The sequence below is a fragment of the Faecalibacterium sp. 3 genome, from assembly GCF_048323735.1.
Taxonomy (GTDB): domain Bacteria; phylum Bacillota; class Clostridia; order Oscillospirales; family Ruminococcaceae; genus Faecalibacterium; species Faecalibacterium wellingii.
On sequence record NZ_JBLWFN010000001.1, the window covers coordinates 2,110,105 to 2,137,070 of the forward strand.

The window sequence follows — 26,966 nt, forward strand, 5'->3', positions numbered from 1 at the left end:
AGCGCTGAAGCATTTTAAGATGGTATAAAGAGAACTCCCACGATTTGCAAGCGGGCAAGTGCTTGTAATCGTGGGAGTTCTCTATAAATGGACGGATATAAGCCGAAAATATTTACCGTCATGCATAAATGGCAACAGGGATAACAATTACGGCAGGCCCTGAGATTTCCGTCTTTAATTCAGGGAGATTGTATTGCTTCATGTCTTCATTTTGAAGATATGAAAACATATCAGCGAGAAGATCATGTGGGAAAATGGACAGTGTTGTTTTTCTTAAAAGATCAATGCTTTCTGTTTTGTCGGCACAGATTGCAATAACTTTTCCAAGGACCTTGAAATGTCCACCGAGAATTTCGGAAATATTATCATTTGACAGATACTGTTCTTGAGCAGATAAAACAACAGTCCCTGCCGAATCAGATAAGATGAAATCTACCGTTCCACTGTGTTTGAGTTCGCTGGCAAAGGATTTGATTTTTTTCATGGTTTCATCTTGCTGCTGCTTTTGTGCTTTAGCCTGCGTCTTTGCGTTTAACTGAGGTTTTTCTGCAAAAATATCAGCCATTCTCAGCATATCCACAAAAATATCCATACAATTGATCAGCGGATTTTTTTGAAGTTCTCCTTCCACCTCAATAAAATCACCGATTTTCATATTTGAGATGTCGAATCCAGATTTTAGGATATTCGCATCTGTGAGGAATGCTCGGAATTTGGATAACAAAGATACATTCGTGTGTACTTTTTCTTTGGTTGTGTTTTCAGTTTCTCCACAGTTTCCAGAATGGGACAATTCACCTTTTAGATCGATTTTGAGCAGTTTACTTAAGATTGAAGCGGACGTAGAAACTTCTGCTTCAATTTTTTGAGCATTACTGTTCTCTTTATGATCAGAATAGCTTACCTGACTTACTGTAGAAAAGCCATCTTCGATGATTGCAAGCATATCCAAAACTATCTTTTCATTGATATATACAGGTATCATCAATTGATTTACGTCCATATTCGTTTTCTCCTTTCCAACGGTACTTATTTGCGTTGAACATTAAAATTGTTATTACGCCAGATGGAGTTTCTCTTTCAGCGCATCCTGAAGGACGCCGGAAAAGTTGATGTGTGCCGATTCGGCGGCATCGTTGAGCCAGCCGGGAATGGAAAGGGTTTTCTTTACGGGTCTATACCGCTTTTCGTACTCTTCCATATCGAAAGGCACCATCACCACAAAATCTTCCGGGTCAACATGGAGTGCAGAAGGGACAGAAGGCTCCGGGCAGACTTTGCAATCTTCCAGCATAAGGCCGATGGCATCCTGTGCCATGCGGACAGCTTCGTCCATGGTATCGCCTTGGGTGAAGCAGCCCTCAATATCGGGAATCTCAACAGAGTACCCGGTTTCTTCCGGGTGAAAAATTGCGGGATAGAAAATAGCATTCATAATGTGACCTCATTTATTGCATCATATACGTATTTTACGTATTTGTCAAGAGGCGAAAACAGCCGCCCAGCGACCTTACGGTCTCGCTGGGCGGCTTATTTTTTGCGTTTCCAGAGCAAATATTCTTCGTAACGGTGCATCTCGTTTTGTTCTTCTTCGGTCAGGCGCTGGCGCTGTTTGCGGGCTTCGTCCGAGGGGTCAATGTCGGTCAGCCCCAGCAGGTAGTCGGCGGAGGTGCCATAGTACCTGCAAATGGCAATCAACATCTCGTGGTTTGGGGAACTCTTTTCATGCTCCCAACTGCGGATGGTAGAGGTTGCAACATTAAGGGCTTTGGCGAGTTCTTCCTGCGTTTGGTTATTCCAATCTCGCAGGTCGGCTAATCGTGCTCCAATCATCTTTTTCCCGCCTTTCTTTGCCATAAGTATAGGTGTTTCATATCACTTTTGGTAAAAAACGCCGAGAATCTTGTTAATTTACCTCGAAAGTGATAAGATGCTTGTTAGTATAGGCTGAAAGTGCTAAGAATATTATCACTTCCGCCGCAACGCTAAGGCAAAGCGAGGGAATCCCCGTTGGAACAACTGATCGACTTTCACGCACCGGAAGTGCAGGCGGTGCTGGATACACTTCTAAAAGACCGCTCCACCGGTAAAAACATCATCTGGGCCACCGACCCGCCGGAAGAACTGCAAACGGTGATGTACGAGCCGGTGACGGATAGATCCCAGATCACCACCCAGCAGCTCGGGCTGACCCACTACGAGGTGGTGCTGCCCCGGATGATGAAGCAGACCGACACCCAGCAGCAGCGCACCCGCAAAAAGGGCGAAGTATTCTCGCCCGCATGGGTCTGCAACAAGATGAACAACGCACTGGACGCCGACTGGTTCCGTGGGCTGGGGGCAGGAGAGACCGCCGGGCAGTTCACGGTGGAGCTGCCCCAAGGCTGGCAGACGGTGGAAACGCCGGTGCAGTTCCCGGTTTGCGGGGGCAGGACCCCGGCATGGGTACAGTATGTGCAGAGCCGCCGCTTGGAGGTGACCTGCGGCGAAGCCCCCTTTCTGGCGTCCCGGTACGATGCCGCCACCGGCGAGATGATCCCGGTAGCTCGGCGCATTGGCATTCTGGACCGCAAGCTGCGGGTGGTAAGCGAGAACGCCGCCACAGAGGAAGAGTGGCGCAAATATGCCACCCATGCGGTGCAGTCAACCTACGGCTACGAGTATCAGGGCGATAACCTTTTGTTGGCGCGGGTCAACCTGCTGCTGACCTATGCAGAGCATCTGCAAGCCCGCTGGCAGCGCAAACCCACAAAAGAAGAGTTACAGCCTATCGCCACCATCATAAGCTGGAACCTGTGGCAGATGGACGGCCTGCGCCTGTCCGTGCCCGGCGGCAAGCCCCAGCCGGAGACAGAACAGCTTGACCTCTTTTCCATGTTCGGAGCGGCAGAGCCGCAGCTGCCCACGGTATCCTGTAAAGTGAAAAACTGGCGCAAGGGCAGCCATGGAACCGCCCAGAACTTTGAAACCATTCAGGAAGGGAGTACCAGCATGAAGTTTGATTATATCATCGGAAACCCGCCGTATCAGGAAACCTTGCAAAACACATCGGATAAACCGATTTATAATGATTTCATGGATGCGTCCTATCAAATATCGGACAAAGTAGAACTAATTACTCCTGCACGGTTTTTGTTCAATGCGGGTAAAACCGCAAAGGTCTGGAATGAAAAAATGCTGAATGACGTGCATCTGAAAGTATTGTACTATGAACCGGACAGCAGTAAGGTGTTTTCAAACACCGACATAAAGGGCGGCGTTGCAATTACATATCGTGATGGTAATGCAGAGTTTGGGGCTATCGGTTCTTTTACTCCGTATAATGAATTGAACGATATTCTTCATAGAGTGAAAAATCATAAATCGTTTGTTTCGATAGAAAAGATAGTAATTACAAGTTTTGCGTATCATTACACAGATAGGTTGCATGAGGATTATCCAGATGCAGCTTCAAGACTTAGTAAAGGTCATGCGTATGATTTGAAATCAAATGCTTTTGATCGGTTGTCGGATGTATATCAGGATGAAAAGCCTGATGATGGACATGACTATATTAGGATATTTGGTCGGCAAAACAACGAGAGAACATATAAATTTATTCGCAGAGATTATGTAAATAATGTTGCAAATCTTGATAAGTATAAGTTGTTTATGCCGAAAGCAAATGGTACGGGGACATTCGGAGAGGTTTTGACTCTCCCGGAAATCAGTGAACCGGGAGTGGGTGCAACAGAATCATTTGTAAGCGTCGGATTATTTGACACTGCGGAGGAATGCGATAACCTCTTAAAATACATTAAATCGAGGTTTATGAGGGCGATGCTTGGTGTTGTGAAAATCACGCAAGACTTAACGCCATCCAAATGGAAATACGTTCCCCTTCAAGACTTTACTGCTCATTCCGACATTGATTGGAGCAAGTCGGTGGCGGAAATCGACCAGCAGCTTTACCGCAAGTATGACCTGACCGCAGACGAGATCGAATTTATTGAGACCCATGTAAAGGAGATGGCATAATGGCTGGCATAACCCTGCGCACTGCCCGGCAGGTGGTGCCCATGATCTACGCCTATACCACCCCGGAAATTGCCCGGCACAACGGCTGGACGAAGATCGGCTACACCGAGCAGTCGGTGGACAAACGCCTGAAACAGCAGACCCACACCGCCGATGTGCTGTACCATGAGGAGTGGCGGGGCAATGCCGTCTACGATGACGGCAGCGGCGAGGTGTTCACCGACCACGATTTCCACGCCTACCTCCGCAAGCTGAACGTGGAGAACGACCGCAAAAACGAGTGGTTCCATCTGGATGGGGAGCAGTCCCGGCGGTATTTTCAGGATTTCCGCATGAACCGGGGCCGGGTGCAGCTGGATGCCGCCATCGCCTACACCCTGCGGGAGGAGCAGGCAAGGGCTGTCCGCGACACCAAGACCTATTACCAGAGTCACCCCGGCGAGGAATACCTCTGGAACGCCAAGCCCCGCTTTGGCAAGACCCTTTCCGTCTACGATTTCTGCAAGCAGGTCGATGCACAGACGGTGCTCATCGTCACCAACCGCCCTGCCATCGCCAACAGCTGGTACAGCGATTATGTGCGCTTTCTGGGCAGGGAATCCGGCTATCTGTTTGTCAGCCATGTGGATGCTCTTGCCGGGCAGCCCCATGTGCTGGACGAGCAGGGCTATCTGGATGCCGCCGCACAGGGCGAGGAACTGTATAAGCGCATTGAGTTCGTCAGCTTGCAGGACATGAAAGGCTCCAAGTATTTCGGCGGCGAGTACGACAAGCTGCGCCACCTGACCGAGCTGAACTGGGATGTGCTGGTCATCGACGAAGCCCACGAGGGCGTGGACACCTACAAGACCGACCTTGCCTTTGACCGCATCCGCCGCCGCTTCACGCTGCACCTGTCCGGCACGCCCTTCAAGGCGCTGGCGAACGACAAGTTTGCCGGGAATGCCATCTTCAACTGGACCTACGCCGACGAGCAGGCCGCCAAACGGAACTGGCAGGGCGAACCGGGGCAGCAGAACCCCTACGCAAACCTCCCCATGCTCAACCTCTACACCTACCAGATGTCCGAGATCATCCGGGACGAGATCCAGCAGGGCGTGGAGATCGACGGCGAAACGCAGGAATTTGCCTTTGACCTGAACGAGTTCTTCAAGGTAAAGCCCAGCGGCAGCTTTGAGCACGAAGCCGAGGTAGACCGCTTTCTGGATGCCATGACCACCCAGAACAAGTTTCCGTTTTCCACCCCGGAACTGCGTGCCGAACTGAAGCACACCTTCTGGCTGCTGAACCGGGTGGACAGCGCCAGAGCGCTGGCGAAAAAGCTGCAGACGCACCCGGTATTCCGGGACTATGAGGTGATCCTTGCCGCCGGTGACGGCAAGCTGGACGACACGGACGAGAACCAGAAGAGTTTTGACCGGGTGAAAGCCGCCATCGCCCATCACGAAAAGACCATCACCCTGTCGGTGGGGCAGCTGACCACCGGTGTCACCATCCCGGAGTGGTCGGCGGTGCTGATGCTCTCCAACCTGAAAAGCCCGGCGCTGTATATGCAGGCGGCGTTCCGTGCCCAGAACCCCTGTCTTTTCCACGAAAACGGCACCTTCCGCCGCAAAGAGAACGCCTATGTGTTCGATTTTGACCCTGCCCGCACCCTGCTGATCTACGAGCAGTTCGCCAACGACCTTTCACAGGACACCGCCAGCGGCAAGGGCGACACCGAGGAGCGCAAGGCGCACATCCAGAATCTGCTCAACTTCTTCCCGGTCATTGGTGAGGACGAGGAAGGGGAGATGATCCCGCTGGATGCAGAAAAAGTCCTCAGCATCCCCCGGAAGATCAAGTCCAAGGAAGTGGTGCGGATGGGGTTCCAGAGCAACTTCCTGTTCCAGAACATTTCCAACGTGTTCAGTGCGCCGCAGGAGGTGCTGGACATTCTGCAAAACTTCCAGCCCATCAGCGAAGCCAAGGCAAAGCCCATCCAGATCACCCCGGAGACCGGCGCAGACCTCTCCCTGAACGACAAGGGCGAGGTGGATTTGGATGATGGCTACGTCATTGGCAAGGCAGCGGATGTGTTTGGGGCGAAGATCTACGAAAGCACCCCGGCACTGGACACCGCCCTGCAAGACCTGACAGATGCTCCGGCTCCTGCCAAAGAAGAGCATCTGGAACCCCTGAAAAAGAGCATCACCAAGGAGATCATCGCTCCTATGGTGGAGCAGGCAAAGCAGGAGTATGGTCGGGATCTGAAGCTGTCCGACCAGAAGCGGTTCGAGAGCACCGCCAAAGCCAAGATGGACGTGGCGGTGAACAAGGTGGTGGACAACTACCGCATCGACCAGAGCCAGCTGGAGACCCAACGCACCCAGCAGCTGCAAAGCTGCACCACCGCCCAGCAGCGCCAGCAGGTGAACCGGGAATTTGACGCAAAGCAGCAGCAGAGCACCGCCGCCCTGATGGAGACGTTGCAATCCACCATCCAGCAGACGGCGCAGGAGATGCAGCAGACCATCGTGCGCACCGTGGAGACCAACCAGAAGGAGCAGGAGAAAAAGGGCTACGAGGACACCGTCCGTGACCATCTCCGGGGCTTTTCCCGCACCATCCCGTCCTTCCTCATGGCCTACGGCGACGAGACTGTGACGCTGGCAAATTTTGACCGGATCATCCCGGACAAGGTCTTTCAGGAGGTCACCAGCATCACGCTGGAGCAGTTCCGCTTTTTGCGGGACGGCGGGCCGTACATCAACCAAACCACCGGACAGGAGGAGCATTTTGCAGGCCACCTGTTCGATCCGGTGGTGTTCGATGATTCGGTGAAGGAGTTTTTGAACCTGAAGGTCAAGCTGGCGGATTACTTTGACGAGAGCCGCACCGAGGATATCTTCGATTACATCCCGCCCCAGAAAACCAACCAGATCTTCACCCCCAAGTGGGTGGTGAGAAAGATGGTGGATCTGCTGGAGCAGGAAAACCCCGGCTGCTTCGATGACCCCGGTAAGACCTTCCTGGACCCCTACATGAAGTCCGGCCTGTACATTACGGAAATCGTCAAGCGCCTTTACCGCAGCGAGAAGATGCGGCAAGCCTTCCCGGACGATAACGCCCGGCTGGAACATATCTTTGCCAAGCAGGTCTATGGGCTTGCGCCGACCGAGATCATCTACCGCATTGCCATCAGCTACATTCTGGGCTTTGCAAAGGATCACGGCATCACCGCCCACCATATCCGTCAGGCGGATACGCTGGAATTTGCCAAGACGGGCACCATGGAAAGGGAACTGGATAAGATCTTCAGAGATTGACCAATAGAATACGGCATAAAACCAAAGGCGGCTGTCTGCATGGGTGCAGATGGCCGCCTTTTTGTGCTATACGATTACGAAAACGGACGAATTTGTCAGTTTTCGTTACATCGGAGCCGGACGAGCTGTCCGTTCAGGACAGTTTGCCCGGAGCAAGAGTGCAGAGGTGCGGGTCGCCAGTGGCGACCTCAAAAGGCCGCAGGTATTTTGAAGCACCGACCGAGCCGACAGGCGAGACCGCAGCCCTTTGAAGGGAGTCAAGGGGGAACGCCTTGCCCAGTGATATGATGCTGTGCGTCATATCCTACTGGGTATTATCTGGCGCAAAACGGCGGCAGATCCAGCAGCTCCGCTGCTGCGTCCTCTCCCGGCAAGCTGTTGAAATGAAAGAAGCCCCCCGCTAAACCTTATACCAAAATCAGGAAAAAGTAATCAAAACAGGTTCACTTAGGGGGCCAATAATAGGCCTACGAAGCCCACGACTTTAGTGATTTCAGGTGCTATGATAATTGCAGAGATGCAGCATCTTAGTGATTTCCCGCAAAGAAAGAATAGCGATGCAACAAGAAATGGGAACGATGCTTCCTACTTTCACTGAAAATTAGGAACTCATAGTTCCTGTTCGACTATGAGTTTCTCTGTTATACTTTTCTTGCAGAGCAGAAGCAAACTCTTCTAAGCAGAAAGCGACAAACGCCATGATCTCCCACTGAGGGAAGGAGCGGTAGGCCACTTTCTTTGCAGTAGAACAAACACATAAATCCTTTTCCGAAAGGATTACCTCTCGATTCCGAGAGAAGATTTCAAGACACGGTCTTGAAATGCGAGACCCGTTGCTTAGAAGAATTGTATCACTCCTGTGATTTGATCGCACGAGTGGCCGTACACAAAAAATACAGGAAAAGAGGGATGTCTATCTGAAATTAACACGACACAACGGACGAGCCGGAACCCACGGCACTTACAACCCCAAGCACAACGACCGCAGTTTCAACCTTGCCAACAGTGAACACATCGACTCGGAACGAGCCAAGGGCAACATCTACTGGGACTGCTTCCACGGTTTCCGCTCGGCTCTTGCTCCACCCGACCCGGATGATCTGGCCGTGACCTTCTCGGATGTGGAACGGCAATTCTATGAGAGCCGGTACACGGTCTTCATCGAAAACCAGAACGAGCGTAACGCAAAGATCCGGCACACAGAGCGCAACCGCTCCATTCCCGACCTGCTGTCCAGCCGCAAGACCTGCCCGGAAGAGACCATCTACCAGCTGGGAACAAAGGACAATCATGCTTCGGCAGAGGATTTACTGAACATCGTCACGGAGTTCATCGAGGAGTTCAAAGCCAAGTATGGCGACCACGTTCATGTGCTGGACTGGGCGTTGCATCTGGACGAAAGCACGCCCCACATCCACGAGCGTCATGTATTCGACTGCGAGAACAAGTACGGCGAGATCGCTCCTCAGCAGGAAAAGGCACTGGAAGCGTTGGGCTTCGAGCTGCCCGACCCGGACAAGCCTCTCAGTCGCCGGAACAACCGCAAGATCACCTTTGATGCCGCCTGCCGGAAGATGCTGTTCGAGATTGCGAAACGGCACGGGCTGGAACTGGAGGAAGAAGCAGAATACGGCAACCGCAAATATCTGGAGAAGCAGGACTTTATCCTTGCCAAGCAGAAGGAGCGGCTTACCGCCCAGCAGAACAGGCTGGACGAACTGACCCTCAAGGTCAACGACATGGAAACGCTGATCGATGAAGTTTCGGCTGCAGCCTACGACAAGGCGGTGGAGGTCGTGACGGACGTGGTGCGCACCGAGACCCGCAAGGAAGATATGCGGATGATCGAGGACACAAAAAAGTGGGTGCTGTCCCCGGAACGCAAGGCTCCGCAGGCCACGAGAGAGTACGCCGCCCATCGGTTGGACACCGTGCTGGACAAGTTTCTCAAGACCATGCAGACCACTGCTGCCCGCTTGCAGGAGAAGCTGCTGAAGCCGGAAGTTCGGCAGAAAGGCAAAGAACAGGTCAAGGAGAAAGCACGGGATTCCGTTCTGCAACTGCTGAATCGCTTGCAGGCGGAACAGACCCAGCGGAAGCCGTCCGCACCACCTACCGCCGAAAAGTCAGAAAATCGTTTTCAATAATAGTACGAGGTGATGTTTATTGAGCAAAGAAGTCAACGAAGAACGTGCTCCCCGAACCGTTGGAGATGTGAAGAAAATGCTGGCAAAGCACTCTAACGGTGAAATCCAGCGGACGATCCAGAACTGCATCACGATTCTGCAGAATGACCATGTGCTTGCCGATGCCATCCGGCTGAACCTGTTGAGCGAGCGCATCGACATCGTAAAGCCTGTGGGCTGGCCCCGTTTCGGCAAGACGCTGAACGACACAGACATGAAATATATCCTGCGGAGGATGGAGAAATACGGCATCTCCAGCGAGAAGAAAATCGAATCTGCTATCCGCATTGTTGCCAACGAGAACCGCTACCACCCCATCCGGGACTACCTGAACGGCCTAAAATGGGATGGAACAGAACGGATAGCCCACGTCTTGCACCATTTTCTCGGTGCTGCGGAGGACGAATACACTTGCGAAGCCATGAAGATTTTCTTGCTGGGAGCCATTAAGCGCGTGTTCCAGCCGGGATGCAAATTTGAAACCATGCTCTGTCTGGTGGGCGGGCAAGGGTGCGGGTCGCCAGTGGCGACCTCAAAATGCTGCAAGCATTTTGAAGCACCGACCGAGCCGACAGGCGAGACCGGGAAAGTCCACCTTCTTCCGGCTGCTGGCGGTCAAGGATGAGTGGTTCTCGGATGACCTGCGGCGGCTGGATGATGACAACGTGTACCGCAAGCTGCAAGGTCACTGGATCATTGAAATGTTGGAGATGATCGCCACCGCCAATGCCAAGAGCATCGAGGAGATCAAGAGTTTTCTCAGTAAGCAGAAGGAAACCTATAAAGTCCCCTACGAGACCCATCCTGCCGACCGTCTGCGCCAGTGCGTCTTTGCTGGCACGACCAATCGGCAGGATTTTTTGCCCCGTGACCGCACAGGCAACCGCCGCTTCATCCCTGTTCCGGTGGATGCGGAACTGGCCGAAGTGCACATTCTGGACAACGAGGAAGATTCCCGTGCTTATATCAACCAGCTTTGGGCAGAAGCCATGACCATCTACAACAGCGGCAACTATAAGCTGGCGTTCAGCCCTGCCATGCAGGAAACGCTGCAAGCTCACCAGCAGGACTTCATGCAGGAGGATGCGCAGGCTGGTATGATCTACGCCTTTCTGGAGGACTACACGGGTGACCGGGTGTGTTCCAAGCAGCTTTATGCGGAAGCACTGGGCAACACCAACATCCCGGCAGAGTGGGAGACCCGTGCTATCTGCGAGATCATGAACACCGGCATTTCGCGCGGCGATATCCAAGGCTGGCAGGCGCACAAGACCGCCAAGCGTTATCCGAAGTACGGGGTTCAGAAAGGCTGGGAGCGCGTAACCAGCCCCGAAACCGGGGCTGAAGATTTCTCCGAGATAACGGATGCGGAAACCCAGCAGCTGGGCTTTCCCTTCTGATGGACAGCGGTTACACGGTCAGTTACAGGTTTGGTTACGCTGCAGTTACAGCGCAAAAACCGCATGATTGCTGCGTTTTCCGCTTTCTGTAACCATGTAACCTTAAAAAGATAAGAAAAAGTATAAAGTCCATCGAATGTCCTGCGTGCAGCAAAAGAGAGTTTTCCTGCACGGTTACAGGCGTTCGGTTACAAGGATATGGAGATTTATCTATGAAAGAAATCCCGATTTGGGAAAAGAGTAATCTGAGTTTGGAGGAAGCTGCGGCTTACTCCGGTATTGGCATCAATAAACTGCGTGAGATCACCAACGAGGATAAGTGCAAATTTGTCCTTTGGGTGGGCAACAAGCGTTTGATCAAGCGCCGCTTGTTTGATTGCTATATCGAGCAGGCATATTCTATTTGAGAACTGTGCAACGTCTTTTCTATTCGATATCGGTGGAAATCGCATGGTCGGTATGGTATACTAAAATTAATCCCTATATGCGCTTTTCACAGAAAGGAGTTTCTAAATGTCTGAAAAGCGCAAGGATAGCAAGGGCCGTGTTTTGAAGGATGGCGAAAGCCAGAGAGCAAACGGCACCTACGACTATCGTTATACCGATATCCACAAGAAACGGCGTTGTATTTACGCTAAATCCCTGACAGAGCTGCGGAAAAAAGAGGAAGAACTGTGGCGCGATCTGGCAGACGGCATCGACTACGCCGCCGGAGAGATGACGGTGGCTGATCTGGTTGACCGCTATATGAACCTGAAACGTGGGTTGAAACCCAATTCACTTCGGTCGTACAACACAGCGGTCAAGCGGATTCATGCTGACCCTTTCGGGCAAAAAGCCATCAAAACGGTAAAATTGTCCGATGCGAAAGGCTGGTTCGTGTTTCTGCATGACAGCGGTTTCAAGCAAAACACCATAGGAATCCTGCAAAGCGTTGTCAGACCGGCGTTTGAGATGGCGGTGGAGGATGACATTATCCGCAAGAATCCATTTAAATTCAAGCTGTCGGACGTTGTGCCGAAGGACGCTTATGTGCGCAATGCCCTGACCAGAGAACAGCAGGAGAAATATCTGCAATTCGTTCAAGACTATGGCGGCAACTATTATGATGATATCGTCATTCTTATGGGAACCGGCTTGCGGGTAAGCGAGTTGTACGGCCTGACACGGGCAGATATCGACTTTGAACGGCACTGTATCCATGTCCGGCGGCAGCTTTGCCGGACGGCTGAAAAGCCCTACTTTGTCACACCGCCGAAAACAAAAAGCGGTATCCGCAATGTTCCCATGACAGATACTGTTTGTGCAGCGTTGCGGCGTGTAGTAAAAGCCAGAGCGTCCACGAAAGTGGAAGCGCTGGTGGATGGTTGCAGCGGATTCCTCTTTCTGGACAAGTCCGGAATGCCGAAGGTGGCAATGCACTTGGAAAACTATATGCGTGGCGTGCAGGGAAAGTTTGAGAAGGTGTACGGCAAACCTGTTCCGCGCATTACACCTCATGTGCTGCGACACACCTTCTGCACCAATGTTCAGCAGGCCGGGCTGGATGTAAAAAGCCTGCAATACCTGATGGGACACTCCAATGCCAGTGTGACGTTGGATGTCTACACGCACAGCAGCTTTGAATCGGTTGAAAGAGCCTTTGAACAGATCGCCGGCAACCTGTGATTTTCGACGCATGAAGCGGAATTTCTTACGCCGAAACTTACGCCAAAACTTACGCCAATCACCCGGTAAGTGGCGTAGATTTGCGTAGAAAAGCGTGGATCGTGCAAAAACGGAGAATCTGGAAAAATCGGCTTGTGGCCTTGATAATTCTACAAAAGTCTACGTTTCCCGATATTCGTGATTCGGCTCCAAAAGTGTGGTTTGGAAGGGCGGCATGTACTAAGTCTCAAAAGCGTCTTGCGCGAATAAACAGCATGAAGGAGACGGATCTTCTTTGGAGGGTCCGCCTCCTTTTTTAGTTAAAAATTGCTGCGGATTGCATTCGCAGTTGGCATAAAACAGCATCTCTGCGTCAGAAACGGAGACGGCCCAAGATGGTGTGATCGCATATTCATCTGCTGTTCTGCTCACCCTTATAAAAAGAGGAGGCGGAATTTTATGTCCGGCAAGAGGGTCTTGGCGCTGTATGCGGCCATTCTGTTCAGCTTTGCAGTGATTTTGTGCCGCCTGTATTTCCTGGCACAGAATCAGACTTATGCAGCCTGCGCCAAAGCGCAAAGCGCGGTTCGGCTTGCGCTGCCTGCACGGCGTGGAAATTTTTACGATCATACCGGTGCACTGCTCACCGGGCTGGAAACGCAATATCTGGCCCTCTGCTTCCCGGGCGAAAACAGCTATTCCCGCCTGTATGCCTATACCGATGAGGACGGAAAGGTGCTTTTGTACCAGAATCGGAATCGTTCCATGCCATTTCTGCTGAATGTGGAGCGTGATCTTTACTGGCAGGGAGTGTCGTGCTATCCGTTTGCCCGGCGGTATGCGTCAGCACCGTTGTGCCAGCAGCTGATCGGATATCTGGATGGCGAAGGCCATGGAGCTGCCGGACTGGAAAAAGCACTGGACAAGCTGCTGACCGGGACGGGGGAACATGACGTCCTGCTGTGCGCTGTCACCGCTCAGGGACAGCTGCGAGCCGGAGAAACACCGCAGTATCTCCGGCAGGACAGCAAGGCTGTGGGGGCGCAGCTGACCATTTCGCGTCAAATGCAGCGCGCAGCGGAAGCGGTAGCAGCGGAGACTATGACCAGCGGGTGCATTCTGGTTCTGGACACGGCCACTGCTGCGGTTCGCGCCAGCGTCAGCATGCCGGGCTATGACCCGTATAACCTTGCCGCCAGTCTGGACGCACCTGACAGCCCATTCCTGAATCGCGTGTTGGAATGCTATACCGTCGGCTCGGTGTTCAAGCCGGTGCTGGCAGCGGCGGCACTGGAACAGGGCGTTTTTCCGGAATATGAATGTACGGGTGCCGCAGTGATAGATGGACAGATCTTCCGCTGCGCAGGCGGTGTGCCGCATGGGCAGATCGGACTAGAAGAAGCACTGGAAAAAAGCTGTAATGGCTATTTTGTACGGCTGGGGCAGCAGCTGGGTGCAGAGAATTTACTGCAAGCGGCGCAGCGTTTTGGATTTGGGCAGGAGATAAGCTTGGCAGGAAATCTGCATGCTGCATCCGGGAACCTGCCGGACGCAGCCGAACTCGCCCGGAGCGGTCAGCTTGCCAATTTCAGCTTTGGGCAGGGCAGCCTGCTGGCATCGCCGGTGCAGATCGCCGCCATGATGAATGCCATCGCCTCTGGCGGAATGTATCGCACGCCGTTTTTTCTGGAATGCACGGTTGACGAAACCGACGGTACACCGCTGGAAACGCTTGCGCATCCGCAGTCGAGGCGGGTGATGAGTGCGGAAAATGCAGCGCTTCTGCGTGAAATGCTTTGTCAGGTGGTGGAAGAGGGCACTGCACAGGATGCTGCAGGACTGGAAGGCGGTGCGGGCGGCAAGACCGGCACGGCTCAGACCGGACAGTTTGATGCTGACGGAACAGAACGCAAGAATCTGTGGTTTGCAGGCTTTTACCCGGCAGAAAAGCCCCGCTGGACGGTGATCGTGCTGCAGGACGGGCAGACCGAAACGGCCTATTCCAGTGCAGCCATCTTTGCCCGGCTGTGCGCCATGCTTCGTACTCTGGTGTAAAATGCGCGGTTTTTGCTTGCTTTTTCACGCTTGTTATGCTACTATATATTTGTATTTTTGCGTGGTTTTCATTGAATTATAATAAAGGAGCGTTTCAATCCATGTCTGTTATCGAAATTGTTGGCGGTGTGATCCTGCTGGTCGCTTCGCTCGTCATCGTCCTTCTCACTCTGATGCAGCACACGCATGGTCAGGGCCTTTCCGGTGCAATCAATGGCAGCGTGGGCGGTGCAAACAATGCCCGCCTGACCCCGGCTGACCAGATGCTGGCCAAGGTGACCCGCATTGCAGGTGTCGTTTTCTTTGTGGTCGCTATTCTGGCATGTCTGTTTGCAGGCCGTCTGGCAGGCTGAAAAGGTTCGTGCAGCCCCGTGTAAAGGACGGGGCTGTTTTTCTGTATTATGATAGGATGTCGGCGGCAGTCTGACCGCCGGGCAGGGTGGGGCAGTTGGCCCACAACCGGCAGCGCTGCGGCACGTTGGAGGCTGCGGCCATGGAAGAGCAAGGAGAAAGATTATTATGGCAATGCGCGATAAAATTGAGCACGCGATCCAGAATCAGCCGTGCACAGTTAAAGACCTCAAGGCAAAGTTCGGCGGGGACCGCAGTGCGGACCGCAAGGTGATGGAGGCTGTGGACCAGCTGGTGCACGAGGCAGTCATCTGCCAGCGTCAGGGTGTGTTCTTTACGGTGCGTTCTGGCCGTGCAGACAAGGCTCTGCTGTGCAAGGTGGTCAAACTGGGCAAAAATTTTGCCTTTGTAATGCTGGAGGACGGCACCAGCGATATCTTTATCCCGGGCCGCTTTACCCGCGGTGCAATGCCCGGTGACATGGTGCTTGTGGAAAAGTTTGAGCATCCCCGTGTGGAGGGCAGCGATGAAGGCGAGATCCTTGCCATTCTGGAAGAGAAAAATTCTCTGGTGGGCACTGCCCGCCGTATCGAGGGCCGCTTGAAATTCGTGCCGGATGACTGCCCGGCCATCTCCATGCAGCTGATGCGTGACTGCGAGGGCGGCGCAAAGGACGGCGACAAGGTGGCCGTGGAGATCCTGCAGCGCGGCAACCGTCAGGAAGATCACCGTGTGGGCGTTGCCATGCGGTTCGGCAATTCGGATGAAGCCAAGCGCTGCGCCAAGGCCCTGCTCTATGCGCAGGATATCCGCAGCCGCTTCCCGGATAAAGTCCGCGAAGAAGCCAAGAAGCTGGAGAATGCCGAGGTCTCTGAAAAGGACACCGAGGGCCGCATGGATCTGCGTGCACTGCCCATCTTCACCATTGACAGTGCCGAGACCAAGGACATTGACGATGCCATCAGCCTGACCAAGACCCCGGAAGGCGGCTTTGAGCTGGGCGTCCACATCGCGGATGTTTCCAACTATGTCAAGCCCGGCACCGAGCTGGATAACGAGGCATTCAACCGTGCTACCAGCGTCTACTATGCCGATCAGGTCGTTCCCATGCTGCCCAAGCAGCTCTCCAACGGCATCTGCAGCCTGAACGAGGGTGCGCTGCGTCTGGCGTTCTCCTGCCTGATGCGTCTGGACAAGGATGGTAACCTGACCGACTATCGCTTTGCGAAAACGGTCATCCGCAGCCGCGTCAAGGGTGTTTACTCCGAGATCAATGCTCTGCTTGCCGGCAGCGCAGACGACGAGCTGAAGGGCAAGTACCACGAGGTGCTCAGCCAGCTGCCTGCCATGAAGGAGCTGTATGGCCACCGTGCCCGCCTGCGCAAGGAGCGCGGCTGCATGGACATTGAGAGCGGCGAGGTAAAGCTGATCCTGGACGAGGATGGCCACTGCATCGACGTGAAGAAGCGCACTTCCGGCGAGAGCGAAGCCATGATCGAGGAGTTCATGCTGCTGGCCAACCAGTGCGCCGCCCACTTTGCCCGCGTGAAGCAGATCCCCTTTGTGTACCGTGTGCATGAGGAGCCCAATGCCGAAAAACTGGAACGCCTGCACACCCTGCTGCAGGCCTGCGGCATCAACGACCACTTTGCCAAGGATGTGCCCACCCCTAAGGAACTGAGCGCGATCCTGGAAGGTGTGCGCGGCGGCCCGTATGAGCAGATCATCAATACCGGGATGCTGCGCTGCATGTCCAAGGCTGTGTATGAGGAAAAGCCCAAAGGCCACTACGGTCTGGTCCTGCAGGACTACGCACACTTTACCAGCCCCATCCGCCGCTATCCGGATCTGGCCATCCATCGCATCATGACGGCTCAGCTCAAGGGCATCGATAAGGAGACCATGGTGCTGCGCTACAGCGACTTTGCCGAAAAAGCAAGCAAGCAGTCCAGCGAACGTGAGATCATCGCCATGCAGATCGAGCGCAAGGCAGAGGATTGCTATAAGGCCGAATACGCCCGCCGCCATCTGGGCGAGTGCTACGAAGGCCGCATTTCCGGCGTGACCCAGCGCGGCCTGTTCATCGAACTGGAAAACGGCGTGGAGGGCTTTGTGCCCGCTTCCAGCCTGACCCCTTCCGGCACCATGCTCACCGAGGGCATCCGCCTGTCCGACCCGGTCTCCGGCAAAAACTGGAGCCTTGGCGACACTATGATGATCACCATCGTGCGCGCAGACGTCAATCTGGGCAAGATCGATTTTGAAGTTGCTCCGGCAAACGCAAAATAAGCTGTTTTTCCCGAAGGAGAAAGGACCAGTCCGGTTCTTCCTCCTTCTTTTTTTGTCATATTTTAGACGCATTTCCAGCAAAACAGGATGATTGTATAAAGTTTATACACGGATGAAAATTTGTTTGTTGTTTGCTGCGTCTGCGCAGGGTATACTGTTGCCATAAGGACGGCGCAAGGATGCCGAAAAACGCAATAAAAAGCAGGGAGGCTTTTCTATGTACTATTCCAGTGGCAACTATGAAGCTTTTGCAACCCCTAAAAAGCCGGAGGGTGTCGATCATAAATCCGCTTATATCATCGGTTCCGGTCTGGCAGCACTGACGGCTGCCTGCTATCTGGTCCGTGACGGTCAGATGAAGGGCGAGCATGTGCATGTGTTCGAGAAAGACCCCATCCCCGGCGGTGCCTGTGATGGCTATAAGTACGACATCGGCTATGTGATGCGCGGTGGCCGCGAGATGGACAACCATTTTGAGGTAATGTGGGATATGCTGCGCTCCATCCCGTCTCTGGAGACCGAGGGCGCCAGCGTGCTGGATGAATATTACTGGCTGAACAAGGAAGACCCCAACTACTCTCTCTGCCGCGCTACCGTGGACCGCGGTCAGGACGCCCACACCGATGGTAAGTTCGGCCTGTCCGATAAGGGTGCCATGGAGATCATGAAGCTGTTCTTTACCCCTGACGAGCAGCTGCAGGATAAGAAGATCACCGACTTCTTTGATGATGAGGTGCTGAACTCCAACTTCTGGCTGTACTGGCGCACCATGTTTGCCTTTGAAAATTGGCACAGTGCGCTGGAAATGAAGCTCTATCTCAAGCGCTATATCCACCATATCGGCGGTCTGCCGGATTTCACCGCCCTGCGTTTTACCCGCTACAACCAGTACGAGTCCATCATCCTGCCCATGGTCACTTACCTGAAGGACCACGGCGTGCAGTTCCACTATGAGACCAAGGTCGTGGACGTGAAATTTGATATCAATGGCAAGCGCAAGCAGGCAAGCAGCGTGGTCGTGGAGCATGCGGGGGAGACCAGCACCATCGACCTGACCGAGAACGATCTGCTGTTCATCACCAACGGTGGCTGTGTGGAGAGTAGCACCGTGGGTGCGCAGGACAAGGCTGCAGGCTTTGACCCCACCATCAAGCCGGGCAACGGCTGGGATCTGTGGAAAAAGATCGCTGCACAGGATCCCGCTTTCGGCCATCCCGAGAAGTTCTGCTCCGACCCGGAACATTCCAACTGGGAGAGCGCTACCATTACAACTCTGGACGACAAGATCCCGCAGTATATCCAGAAGATCTGCAAGCGTGACCCGTTCAGCGGCCACACCGTCACCGGCGGCATCGTCACCGTTAAGGACTCCAACTGGCTGCTCAGCTGGACACTGAACCGCCAGCAGCAGTTCCGCGACCAGCCTAAGAACCAGCTGTGTGTCTGGGTCTACGGTCTGTTCAGCGACAAGCCCGGCAACTATGTCAAGAAAGCTATGCGTGACTGCACCGGCAAGGAACTGTGCATGGAGTGGCTGTACCACATCGGTGTGCCCGAGGCTCAGATCGAGGAGCTGGCAGAGCACAGCGCAAACACCGTACCTGTGATGATGCCCTATATCGACGCCTTCTTTATGCCCCGTGCCATGGGCGACCGCCCCGATATCGTGCCCGAGGGCGCTGTGAACTTTGCCTTCCTCGGCCAGTTTGCCGAAACCGCCCGCGACACCATCTTCACCACCGAATACTCCATGCGCACCGGTATGGAGGCTGTGTACACCCTGCTGAACATCGACCGCGGCGTGCCCGAGGTCTGGGGCAGCACCTACGACGTGCGCGCTCTGATCGATGCAACGGTCAAGCTGCGCGACGGCAAGAAGATCACCGACATGGATCTGCCGCTGATCCCGCGCCTTGCCATGAAGGAAGCTCTGAAAAAAATCGAGGGTACTGACCTTGAAAAATTCCTCAAGGAATACAATGCCATCTGATCCGGTTCTCCGTTTCGTTTTTGGATCCCCCTAAAATCAGGCCCGCATTTGTAAGTCAGCGACTGACTGCAAGTGCGGGCTTGGTTTTTGTTAAAAAATGAGACTTTTTGCATAAAAAGTATGACTTGCAAATATCAAATTTGAATAAATTGTGTCATTTTGGCTTGCTCTTGGGCGGCATATATGTTATGCTTAATGCAACAAGTGTCGGGCTGGATCTGTACGCCCGATGAAAACAAGAAAGTTCTAAGAGGAGGTCGTTTTCCATGAAGCAACTTATCTCCCGCCGCAGCTTTATGAAGGCCGCAGGCGTCACCACAGCCGTTGCTGCCGTGAGCCTTGGTGCTCCCGCTGCATCTGCCTGCTTCCCGGGCAGCGTGAAGGACATCACCATTCTTTACACCAACGATGTCCACACCTACATCGACAAAAAGTCTCCGGAACTGACCTATGCCGCTATTGCCGCCCTGAAAAAGAGCTATCAGGATGCAGGCAAGGACGTTCTGCTGGTGGACGCAGGCGACCATATTCAGGGTACTGCTTATGGTTCCATGGACGAAGGTGCCTCTATCATCCAGCTGATGAATGCCGCAGGCTATGATGTTGCTACGCCCGGCAACCATGAATTCGACTACGGCATGGCCCGTGCAAAAGAGGCGATGGCTGAGGCAGATTTCCCGTACCTCTCCAGCAACTGGGTCAATCTGCCGCTGGGCAATCGCGTTCTGCCGGATGTCAAGTACTTTACCATCGGCGGCCGCGTGATCGCATTTGTGGGCATCACCACGCCCGAGACCTTCACCAAGTCCACTCCGGCTTACTTCATGGATAAGAGCCAGAAGCGCTACATCTATGATATTCTGGGCGGCGACGATGGTCAGAAGCTGTATAAGGCTGTGCAGAAATCCATCGATAAGGCAAAGCTGCTGGCAGATTACGTGATCGGTCTGGGCCATCTGGGTGTTGACCCGTCCTCTTCGCCCTGGACCAGCAGGGAAGTCATTCAGCACACCTCCGGCCTTGATGCATTCATCGACGGCCACTCTCACACCAAGATGGAGTGTGAGTGGGTGAAGGATCTGTCCGGCAAGGCAGTTGCTCTGACCCAGACCGGTTCCTATTTTGCCAATGTGGGCGAAATGACCATCAAGACCGATGGTTCCATTGCTACCCGTCTGATCTCCTCTTACGAAGGCTCCGACAGTGTGGTTGAAGGCATCCAGACTGCGTGGGTCGCTTCTGTGGATGATATGCTGGGCGAGAAGATCGCTGCTTCTGAGATCAACTTCTATGTCACCGATCCGGAGACCGGCAATCGCCGCATCCGCACAGCCGAGACCAATCTGGGCGACTTTGTGGCCGATGGCATCTACACCTACTTCAATGAGGTAGAGCAGCTGCACTGCGATATCGCCATTATGAACGGCGGCGGCATCCGTGCAGATGTGAACGCAGGCTATTGGACCTTCAAGACCTGCAAGCAGGTCAGTCCGTTCGGCAATGTGGCCTGTTTGATGTCTGTTACCGGCAAGCAGATCCAGGATGCACTGGAATTTGCAGCCCGCTTTGCAGGCGAGGGCGGCAAGGAGAACGGCGGCTTCCTGCATGTGGCAGGTGCGGCATACGAGATTCACACCGATATCCCCAACACGGTGCAGACCGACGAAAAGAATGTCTGGATCGGCAGCGCTACCGGAACTCCGCGCGTGCAGAACGTGAAGATCTATGACAAGGCTTCCGGTTCTTATCTGCCGCTGGACCCGAACAAGACCTATGCACTGGCTGGCATGAACTACACGCTGCGCAATCTGGGCGATGGCTTTGCCATGTTCGATGGCGCAGAGCTGATCAAGGACTATGTGTCTGAGGATTACCTTGTGATGTCCACCTATGCAATGACCTTTGGCGGCGTAGACGCTGAGGGTCTGCCGCATCTGGCAACAGCCAACAGCCCGCTGGCAGATTACCCGGGCTACCTGCTGAATTACGAAGATCCTTACGGCGCAGGCCGCATCAATATCCTGTAAAACCGCATAAAAAGGCGCACCGTCCGGCAGGGCGGTGCGCTGTTTTTGTATAACGAAATAGAACGAAAAAAGCCATCCGATATAAACCGGATGGCTTCTGGTTGGGGATGAGAGAATCGAACTCCCACAAGTAGAGTCAGAGTCTACCGCACTACCACTATGCAAATCCCCAAAATCTTTGGTGTTGTTTGGCTCGCGAGCCGCTCAACGTGTGCTATTATACGCACAAAAGCAGGCTTTGTCAAGCATATTTTTCAAATAAATTCAGACTTTTTCAAAATGCACGCAAAACCGCAGAAGTTTTTCAATGCCCGGCACACCCGGCAGGGCGGTTTTTTTGCATCCACCCATAAACCGGCATATTCTGCACGCCGCTCCTCATAGAATGAAATGTACAGATTTTCAGATGCACAAAGAGGAGGATGGCTTATGCTGGAACGAACCCACAATCAAACTACGCAGACCCTGCTTTCGAGCCGTATCCCGCGGGACACCGAGCACGAGCGCTACCACCCGGAACTGGAAGAAGAGCTCAAGGAATGCCTGTTCTGTCTGAAACGCAACGAAATGATGTTTGATCTGGAGGTAGACACCGATCTGATCGAACAGCGCATCTATGAGAGGCAGGCACTATTGTGCCGCTACCGGTACTTATTGGCCAGGGCGCGGGAGCTTGGCCTGCATACTGTCCTGACGAAATATCAGCCTGCCGGGCAGCTTTAAACAGGTTAGCGGCATAAAAATCTTGACAGAAAGCTCCTTGCGTGTTATCATAGGCAAAGATAAATGAGTACCGGGCTTTTCCCGGCGCGATGAAATTTTGAGAGCTAGAGAGGTTTTCTATTATGGAACGTATTAAGACCATTGCTACTCGTGACCTGACCAAGAGCGTTAAGACCGGCGGCTGCGGCGAGTGCCAGACTTCCTGCCAGTCCGCTTGCAAGACCTCCTGCGGCGTGGCTAACCAGCAGTGCGAGAACAGCAACAAGTAATTTTTGCAAACCCCATGCCGCCTTTGCCGGGCGGCATTTTTTTGTGTAATTGGAATGGAGAGTAAAATGGTACATCAGTATCAATTGAATGGCTATAACATCGTGCTGGATACCTGCAGCGGCTCGGTGCATGTGGTGGACGATGTGGCATATGATATCATTGCCATGTACCCGGAGCATTCTGCCGATGAGATCGTCTCTGCCATGCTGGCAAAGTATGGCGACCGCGAGGATGTGACCGAGGAAGATCTGCGCCAGTGCATCGATGATGTTACTTCTCTGAAGGAGGCTGGCAAGCTGTGGACGCCGGATACCTATGAGAACATGGCTTTCGACTTTAAAAACCGCAATACCGTGGTCAAGGCCTTGTGCCTGCATGTTGCACACACCTGCAACCTGAACTGCTCCTACTGCTTTGCTTCGCAGGGCCGCTATCAGGGCGACCGTGCGCTGATGAGCTTTGAAGTGGGCAAGCGTGCCATGGACTTCCTGATCGAAAACTCCGGCACCCGCCGCAACCTTGAGGTGGACTTTTTTGGCGGCGAACCGCTGATGAACTTTGATATGGTCAAAAAGCTGGTGGCTTACTGCCGTGAGCAGGAGAAGATCCACAACAAGAACTTCCGCTTTACCATGACCACCAACGGTATGCTGATCGATGACGATGTGATCGATTTCTGCAACAAGGAGTGCCACAATGTGGTGCTGAGTCTGGATGGCCGCAAAGAGGTCAACGACCGCTTCCGCAAGGACTATGCAGGCCATGGCAGCTACGATACCATCGTGCCCAAGTTCCAGGAGTTCGTGAAGAAGCGCGGCGACAAGAACTACTACATGCGCGGCACTTACACCCACTACAACACCGACTTTACCAACGATATCTTCCACATGGCAGACCTCGGCTTTACCGAGCTGAGCATGGAGCCTGTGGTGTCCAAGCCCGGTGAGCCCAGCGCTCTGACCGAGGAGGATCTGCCCATTCTGAAGGAACAGTACGAGATCCTTGCCAAGGAAATGATCAAGCGCGACCGCGAGGGCCGCGGCTTTACCTTCTACCACTACATGATCGACCTGACCGGCGGTCCCTGCATCTACAAGCGCATCTCCGGCTGCGGTTCCGGTACCGAGTATATGGCCGTCACTCCCTGGGGCGATTTGTATCCCTGCCACCAGTTCGTGGGTGACCCCAAGTATCTGATGGGTGATATCTGGAAGGGCGTTACCAACACCGCTGTGCGGGATGAGTTCAAGCACTGCAACGCCTATGCCCGCAAGGAGTGTCAGGACTGCTGGGCAAAGCTGTACTGCTCCGGCGGCTGTGCAGCCAACTCCTACCATGCCACCGGCAATATCACCGGCGTGTACGAGTACGGCTGTGAGCTGTTCAAAAAGCGCATGGAGTGCGCCATCATGATCAAGGTGGCTGAGAATCAGGAACTTGCCGCCAAGGGCATCGAAGTTCCCATTGAGCTGGGCTCCACCTGCAGCGCCTGCGCAGACGGCGAAGCCTGCGAATGAACATGACCACGCCCATTGTGGATTTTGTGCGCCGGTACGCCCAGTCCGGCACCTCCCGGCTGCATATGCCCGGCCACAAGGGCCAGAGCCTTTTGGGCTTTGAGCCATGGGACATTACCGAAATAAAGGGTGCGGATGAACTGTATGGGGCTGACGGCATCATTGCCCAGAGCGAAGCCAATGCTACCCGGCTGTTCGGCACGGTACATACCTATTACAGCACAGAGGGCTCGTCCCAGTGCATCCGTGCAATGCTGTGCCTTGCACTGCAGGCTGCGCCCGCAGCCGGACAGCGCCCGGTCCTGCTGGCAGCGCGCAACGCTCACAAAGCGCTGTTGTATGCGGCGGCACTGCTGGATTTTGATATCCAGTGGCTCTGGCCTGCGCCGCAGGATGCCGGTGCGCTTTGCAGCTGCCCGGTGTCGGCTGCAAAGCTGACAGGTGCTCTGCAGGGTTTGGCACAGCAGGGCAAAAGGCCCTTTGGCGTCTACATCACCAGTCCGGATTATCTCGGCGGTGTGCAGGATATTGCAGCGCTGGCCGAAGTGTGCAAGGATTTTGACGTTCCGCTTCTGGTGGATAATGCCCACGGTGCTTACCTGCGTTTTCTGCCGCAGGGCGGTCAGCATTCTATTGCACTGGGCGCAGCCATGTGCTGCGATTCCGGCCACAAAACGCTGCCTGTTGTCACCGGGGGCGCATACCTGCATCTGGGCAAAAACGCTCCTGTTCAGGATGAGGCTGCTGTGCGCAATGCGCTGGCACTGTTTGGCTCCACCAGCCCGTCCTATCTGATCCTGCAGTCGCTGGACAAATGCAACCAAATCCTGTCGGAGGGTTATCCGCTGCGGCTTTTGCAGTGCTGCGGTCATCTGACCCGCCTGCGCCGGGAGCTGAACGAAGCTGCTGCTGCAAAACACTGCCCGGGGCCGCTGGCACTGGAAAGCGAACCACTCAAGGTCACGCTGGATGCTGCGGTTTTGGGGCTTTCCGGAACAGAGCTTGCTGAAAAGCTGCGTGCCGCAAAGATCGAGTGCGAGTACGCCGACCCGCGTTATCTGGTGCTGATGTTCACACCGGATAATCCGCCGCAGGACTTCGAGCGGCTTACCGCAGCCGTTCTCCGCATTGCGGAAGAACTTGCTGGCCCGGTGACGCTCCCGGAAGAAACTGCCGGTGAATTTGCGGAGCTGGAGCGCGGCCTGCACCGCCGCTGTACCATCCGGCAGGCCGTTTTCGCATCGCAGGAACAGCTGCCCGCAGAGCAGGCAGTCGGCCGCATCTGTGCCATGCCTACGGTCTCTTGCCCGCCGGCCATTCCCATCGTGGTGAGCGGCGAACAGATCACACCGGCTGCAGCAGCATGGATGAAACGCTATCATGTGGAAGAGGTCTCGGTCATCCGTGAACCCCAATAACCTTTCCCAAGGCATCGTGCGTCTGGCACGGTGCCTTTTTTACGGGCATATCCAGCCCGGCAGCCGCATACCTTTCCAGTAGAAACGGACAGGGAAAGGAGCACACTGCATGGAACTGAAGATCTTTCGGGACACCCTGCCGCAGGCGGGCGCAAGCTGCACCGTGAAGGCAGAACTCCCGCTGGAAACCGAGATCCTGATCTCGGACTATCTGCCTCCGGTATTCAAATTGGTCAAATGCTTTGCAAAACCGGTGGTGCTGCAGAAACAGCTGCAGCCCGGGCGGCTGACGCTGGAAGGCTATCTGCGCTGCACCGCGTTTTATCAGGGCGAGAATGGCGCAGGCCTATGCCAGACCGAACAGAAACTGCCTTTTACAAAACAGTTGGAAGTGCCGGAATTTTCCTTCACCAGCTGGACGGCCATGGTGGAAGGCCAGACCGAATATCTCAACTGCCGGGCCGTGAACCCGCACCGCATTGAGGTGCGCGGGGCCTATGGTCTGGTGGTCACGCTTCATGCACAGGACAAGGCAGAACTGATCACTGCGCTGGCGGACGGCGGCATTGAGCAGAAGCTGCAAACCCTGACCGGGGTGCGCAGTGCGGCGGTGCTGGAAAAACTGGTCACAGTAGAGGGAGAAATGGTGTTCGCAAAGCCTCCTGCCGCCATTCTGGATATTACCGGCACGGCATCCGTACGGGAGATAAAGCTTCTGGCGGGCAAGGCTGTTGTCAAGGGCGAGGTACGTGTCCAATGCGCCTGGCGCGCGGAAGGCGATAGCAGCCTGCAAAGTCAGGCGGCATCCCTGCCATTCAATCAGGTGGTAGATCTGGACGGCGTGGCCGAGGACTGCAAGTGCCTGTGTGTTTTGGAACCGGTTGGTTTTGCGCTGACGGAAGGAGAACAGGGAGCCGGTGGTCAGCTGACAGCCAGTGTGATGATGCATCTGCACGCATGGCGTTCTTGCCAGCTGCAGTACGTATCGGATGCGTTTTCCACCCGGTTTGAGACCACCGTCACGCCGCAGGAGTTGGTGGTAGAGGATCTTGCCTGCATGCTGAACGAGACGGCTTCCGCCACCGCTGCCGGATCTCTGCCGGATGCCGGTGCACAGCTCCGGGCCTGCTTTGTGGCCTACGGACCGGCACAGGTGGTTCCTTATCGGGACGGCTGGGCTTTTACCGTGCGTGCTGTTGCCACAGCCTTTGCAGAAAACAGCCTTGCCGAGCTGGAAAGTTACGAAAAAACGCTGGAGCTGGTCTTTCCGCTTGCGGTGGATGCACCGCAGGGCGCACAGCTCAGCCCGGAGTGCTGGCTGAGCACTGAGAACATCCAGTGCAGCTGTACCGGCGGCACGCTGGAGGTCACAGTGACAGCCCGCGCAGAGGGAGCCATCCTTTGCCGCAGCACCCATCAGGGCATTGGCGGCGCGGAGTTGGGTGAGCCACTGACCGTGCCAGACCCGGAGATCGCACTGCGCATTTACTACGCGCAGGCCGGAGAAGAGCCTTTCGGCATTGCAAAACGGTTCCATGTGTCACCGGCACAGATGCTGGCCGCAAACGGTCTGGACGCAGGAACACAGACCCTGCCGCAGGCAATGCATTTTCTGGTGCCGGGCGCATAAATCGACGAAGAACGCTGCCTTTTCAGGCGGCGTTCTCTTTTTATGCCGAAAAGAAAGTGAAAAAGCCCTTTCTTCTCTGTGTGCGGGAGAGTATAATAAGAAGCGGTGTTTGAAATAGGAAAGGAGTTAAAAACAAAG

The 26,966-nt window shown here is 54.3% G+C and carries 18 protein-coding genes, 1 tRNA gene and 1 pseudogene; 16 read left to right on the forward strand and 4 right to left on the reverse strand.

The features are described from left to right. Positions 1 to 118: 118 nt before the first annotated feature. The 3 genes from ACNSPV_RS10050 to ACNSPV_RS10060 all read right to left on the reverse strand — a co-directional run bounded on the left by ACNSPV_RS10050 (position 119) and on the right by ACNSPV_RS10060 (position 1,857). Positions 119 to 1,003: a DUF6414 family protein gene (locus tag ACNSPV_RS10050; RefSeq protein WP_348583527.1), complete on the reverse strand. Its 885-nt coding sequence runs from the start codon at positions 1,001 to 1,003 to the stop codon at positions 119 to 121. A gap of 54 nt (positions 1,004 to 1,057) precedes the next feature. Continuing rightward, complete coding sequence (locus tag ACNSPV_RS10055) at positions 1,058 to 1,435, reverse strand: type II toxin-antitoxin system HicB family antitoxin (RefSeq protein WP_015538062.1); 378 nt, start codon at positions 1,433 to 1,435, stop codon at positions 1,058 to 1,060. Between the two features lie 95 nt (positions 1,436 to 1,530). After that, positions 1,531 to 1,857 (reverse strand): helix-turn-helix domain-containing protein, encoded by a 327-nt coding sequence (locus tag ACNSPV_RS10060; protein ID WP_348583526.1) that lies wholly within the window; start codon positions 1,855 to 1,857, stop codon positions 1,531 to 1,533. 153 nt (positions 1,858 to 2,010) lie between these two features. On the opposite strand from ACNSPV_RS10060, the gene ACNSPV_RS10065 reads away from it, so the two are divergent. The 11 genes and pseudogenes from ACNSPV_RS10065 (at position 2,011) to ACNSPV_RS10115 (ending at position 21,270) form a co-directional block, all read left to right on the forward strand. Continuing rightward, the gene (locus ACNSPV_RS10065) at positions 2,011 to 4,017 is read left to right on the forward strand and encodes an Eco57I restriction-modification methylase domain-containing protein (RefSeq protein WP_348583525.1); all 2,007 of its coding nucleotides are present in this window, start codon (positions 2,011 to 2,013) and stop codon (positions 4,015 to 4,017) included. Next, entirely contained in the window at positions 4,017 to 7,325 is a 3,309-nt protein-coding gene (locus tag ACNSPV_RS10070; RefSeq protein ID WP_348583524.1) for a DEAD/DEAH box helicase family protein, read from the forward strand. The genes ACNSPV_RS10065 and ACNSPV_RS10070 overlap by 1 nt, the downstream gene beginning before the upstream one ends. Before the next feature lie 1,106 nt (positions 7,326 to 8,431). Then, a complete protein-coding gene (locus ACNSPV_RS10075; RefSeq protein WP_348583523.1) occupies positions 8,432 to 9,472 on the forward strand; it encodes a hypothetical protein in 1,041 nt (346 codons plus the stop codon). Between the two features lie 76 nt (positions 9,473 to 9,548). Next, positions 9,549 to 10,911, forward strand: a pseudogene (locus tag ACNSPV_RS10080) (VapE domain-containing protein). A 212-nt stretch (positions 10,912 to 11,123) separates the two neighbouring features. Beyond that, positions 11,124 to 11,318 carry an excisionase gene (locus ACNSPV_RS10085; protein ID WP_158394678.1) on the forward strand — a complete coding sequence of 65 codons (195 nt, stop codon included), beginning with the start codon at positions 11,124 to 11,126 and terminating at the stop codon, positions 11,316 to 11,318. Positions 11,319 to 11,424: 106 nt separating this feature from the next. Next, a complete protein-coding gene (locus ACNSPV_RS10090; protein WP_348583522.1) occupies positions 11,425 to 12,579 on the forward strand; it encodes a site-specific integrase in 1,155 nt (384 codons plus the stop codon). 438 nt (positions 12,580 to 13,017) lie between these two features. Beyond that, on the forward strand, positions 13,018 to 14,613 hold the full coding sequence (locus ACNSPV_RS10095) for a peptidoglycan D,D-transpeptidase FtsI family protein (protein ID WP_348583521.1): 1,596 nt from the start codon (positions 13,018 to 13,020) through the stop codon (positions 14,611 to 14,613). A 101-nt stretch (positions 14,614 to 14,714) separates the two neighbouring features. Continuing rightward, on the forward strand, positions 14,715 to 14,966 hold the full coding sequence (gene secG / locus ACNSPV_RS10100) for a preprotein translocase subunit SecG (RefSeq protein ID WP_249236604.1): 252 nt from the start codon (positions 14,715 to 14,717) through the stop codon (positions 14,964 to 14,966). A 166-nt stretch (positions 14,967 to 15,132) separates the two neighbouring features. Further along, entirely contained in the window at positions 15,133 to 17,253 is a 2,121-nt protein-coding gene (gene rnr / locus ACNSPV_RS10105; RefSeq protein WP_348583520.1) for a ribonuclease R, read from the forward strand. A gap of 217 nt (positions 17,254 to 17,470) precedes the next feature. Continuing rightward, positions 17,471 to 19,243, forward strand: coding sequence for an oleate hydratase (locus ACNSPV_RS10110; protein WP_348583519.1), 1,773 nt, complete (start codon positions 17,471 to 17,473; stop codon positions 19,241 to 19,243). A gap of 266 nt (positions 19,244 to 19,509) precedes the next feature. Then, positions 19,510 to 21,270 (forward strand): bifunctional UDP-sugar hydrolase/5'-nucleotidase, encoded by a 1,761-nt coding sequence (locus tag ACNSPV_RS10115; protein WP_348583518.1) that lies wholly within the window; start codon positions 19,510 to 19,512, stop codon positions 21,268 to 21,270. A gap of 98 nt (positions 21,271 to 21,368) precedes the next feature. Here the strand turns inward: ACNSPV_RS10115 and ACNSPV_RS10120 are convergent. After that, a tRNA-Gln gene (locus ACNSPV_RS10120) sits at positions 21,369 to 21,442 on the reverse strand. Between the two features lie 257 nt (positions 21,443 to 21,699). On the opposite strand from ACNSPV_RS10120, the gene ACNSPV_RS10125 reads away from it, so the two are divergent. From ACNSPV_RS10125 to ACNSPV_RS10145, 5 genes are all read left to right on the forward strand, one after another. Continuing rightward, positions 21,700 to 21,993 (forward strand): DUF2508 domain-containing protein, encoded by a 294-nt coding sequence (locus ACNSPV_RS10125; RefSeq protein ID WP_249236608.1) that lies wholly within the window; start codon positions 21,700 to 21,702, stop codon positions 21,991 to 21,993. A 122-nt stretch (positions 21,994 to 22,115) separates the two neighbouring features. Continuing rightward, positions 22,116 to 22,262, forward strand: coding sequence for a six-cysteine ranthipeptide SCIFF (gene scfA / locus ACNSPV_RS10130; RefSeq protein WP_005926683.1), 147 nt, complete (start codon positions 22,116 to 22,118; stop codon positions 22,260 to 22,262). A 66-nt stretch (positions 22,263 to 22,328) separates the two neighbouring features. Further along, the gene (scfB, locus tag ACNSPV_RS10135) at positions 22,329 to 23,780 is read left to right on the forward strand and encodes a thioether cross-link-forming SCIFF peptide maturase (protein ID WP_348583517.1); all 1,452 of its coding nucleotides are present in this window, start codon (positions 22,329 to 22,331) and stop codon (positions 23,778 to 23,780) included. Then, entirely contained in the window at positions 23,777 to 25,198 is a 1,422-nt protein-coding gene (locus ACNSPV_RS10140) for an amino acid decarboxylase (protein WP_348583516.1), read from the forward strand. Before scfB ends, ACNSPV_RS10140 begins: the two co-directional genes overlap by 4 nt. 109 nt (positions 25,199 to 25,307) lie before the next feature. Continuing rightward, a complete protein-coding gene (locus tag ACNSPV_RS10145; RefSeq protein WP_348583515.1) occupies positions 25,308 to 26,828 on the forward strand; it encodes a DUF3794 domain-containing protein in 1,521 nt (506 codons plus the stop codon). The last annotated feature ends 138 nt before the right edge of the window (positions 26,829 to 26,966 follow it).

Bases quoted from the DNA above. Each gene is read 5' to 3' on its own strand.
- ACNSPV_RS10125 (WP_249236608.1), top strand. From the start codon at position 21,700: ATGCTGGAACGAACCCACAATCAAACTACGCAGACCCTGCTTTCGAGC.
- ACNSPV_RS10060 (WP_348583526.1), bottom strand. From the start codon at position 1,857: ATGGCAAAGAAAGGCGGGAAAAAGATGATTGGAGCACGATTAGCCGAC.
- scfA (WP_005926683.1), top strand. From the start codon at position 22,116: ATGGAACGTATTAAGACCATTGCTACTCGTGACCTGACCAAGAGCGTT.
- ACNSPV_RS10050 (WP_348583527.1), bottom strand. From the start codon at position 1,003: ATGGACGTAAATCAATTGATGATACCTGTATATATCAATGAAAAGATA.
- ACNSPV_RS10055 (WP_015538062.1), bottom strand. From the start codon at position 1,435: ATGAATGCTATTTTCTATCCCGCAATTTTTCACCCGGAAGAAACCGGG.
- ACNSPV_RS10085 (WP_158394678.1), top strand. From the start codon at position 11,124: ATGAAAGAAATCCCGATTTGGGAAAAGAGTAATCTGAGTTTGGAGGAA.
- ACNSPV_RS10070 (WP_348583524.1), top strand. From the start codon at position 4,017: ATGGCTGGCATAACCCTGCGCACTGCCCGGCAGGTGGTGCCCATGATC.
- ACNSPV_RS10115 (WP_348583518.1), top strand. From the start codon at position 19,510: ATGAAGCAACTTATCTCCCGCCGCAGCTTTATGAAGGCCGCAGGCGTC.
- ACNSPV_RS10095 (WP_348583521.1), top strand. From the start codon at position 13,018: ATGTCCGGCAAGAGGGTCTTGGCGCTGTATGCGGCCATTCTGTTCAGC.
- ACNSPV_RS10110 (WP_348583519.1), top strand. From the start codon at position 17,471: ATGTACTATTCCAGTGGCAACTATGAAGCTTTTGCAACCCCTAAAAAG.
- ACNSPV_RS10145 (WP_348583515.1), top strand. From the start codon at position 25,308: ATGGAACTGAAGATCTTTCGGGACACCCTGCCGCAGGCGGGCGCAAGC.
- scfB (WP_348583517.1), top strand. From the start codon at position 22,329: ATGGTACATCAGTATCAATTGAATGGCTATAACATCGTGCTGGATACC.
- ACNSPV_RS10090 (WP_348583522.1), top strand. From the start codon at position 11,425: ATGTCTGAAAAGCGCAAGGATAGCAAGGGCCGTGTTTTGAAGGATGGC.
- rnr (WP_348583520.1), top strand. From the start codon at position 15,133: ATGGCAATGCGCGATAAAATTGAGCACGCGATCCAGAATCAGCCGTGC.
- secG (WP_249236604.1), top strand. From the start codon at position 14,715: ATGTCTGTTATCGAAATTGTTGGCGGTGTGATCCTGCTGGTCGCTTCG.
- ACNSPV_RS10140 (WP_348583516.1), top strand. From the start codon at position 23,777: ATGAACATGACCACGCCCATTGTGGATTTTGTGCGCCGGTACGCCCAG.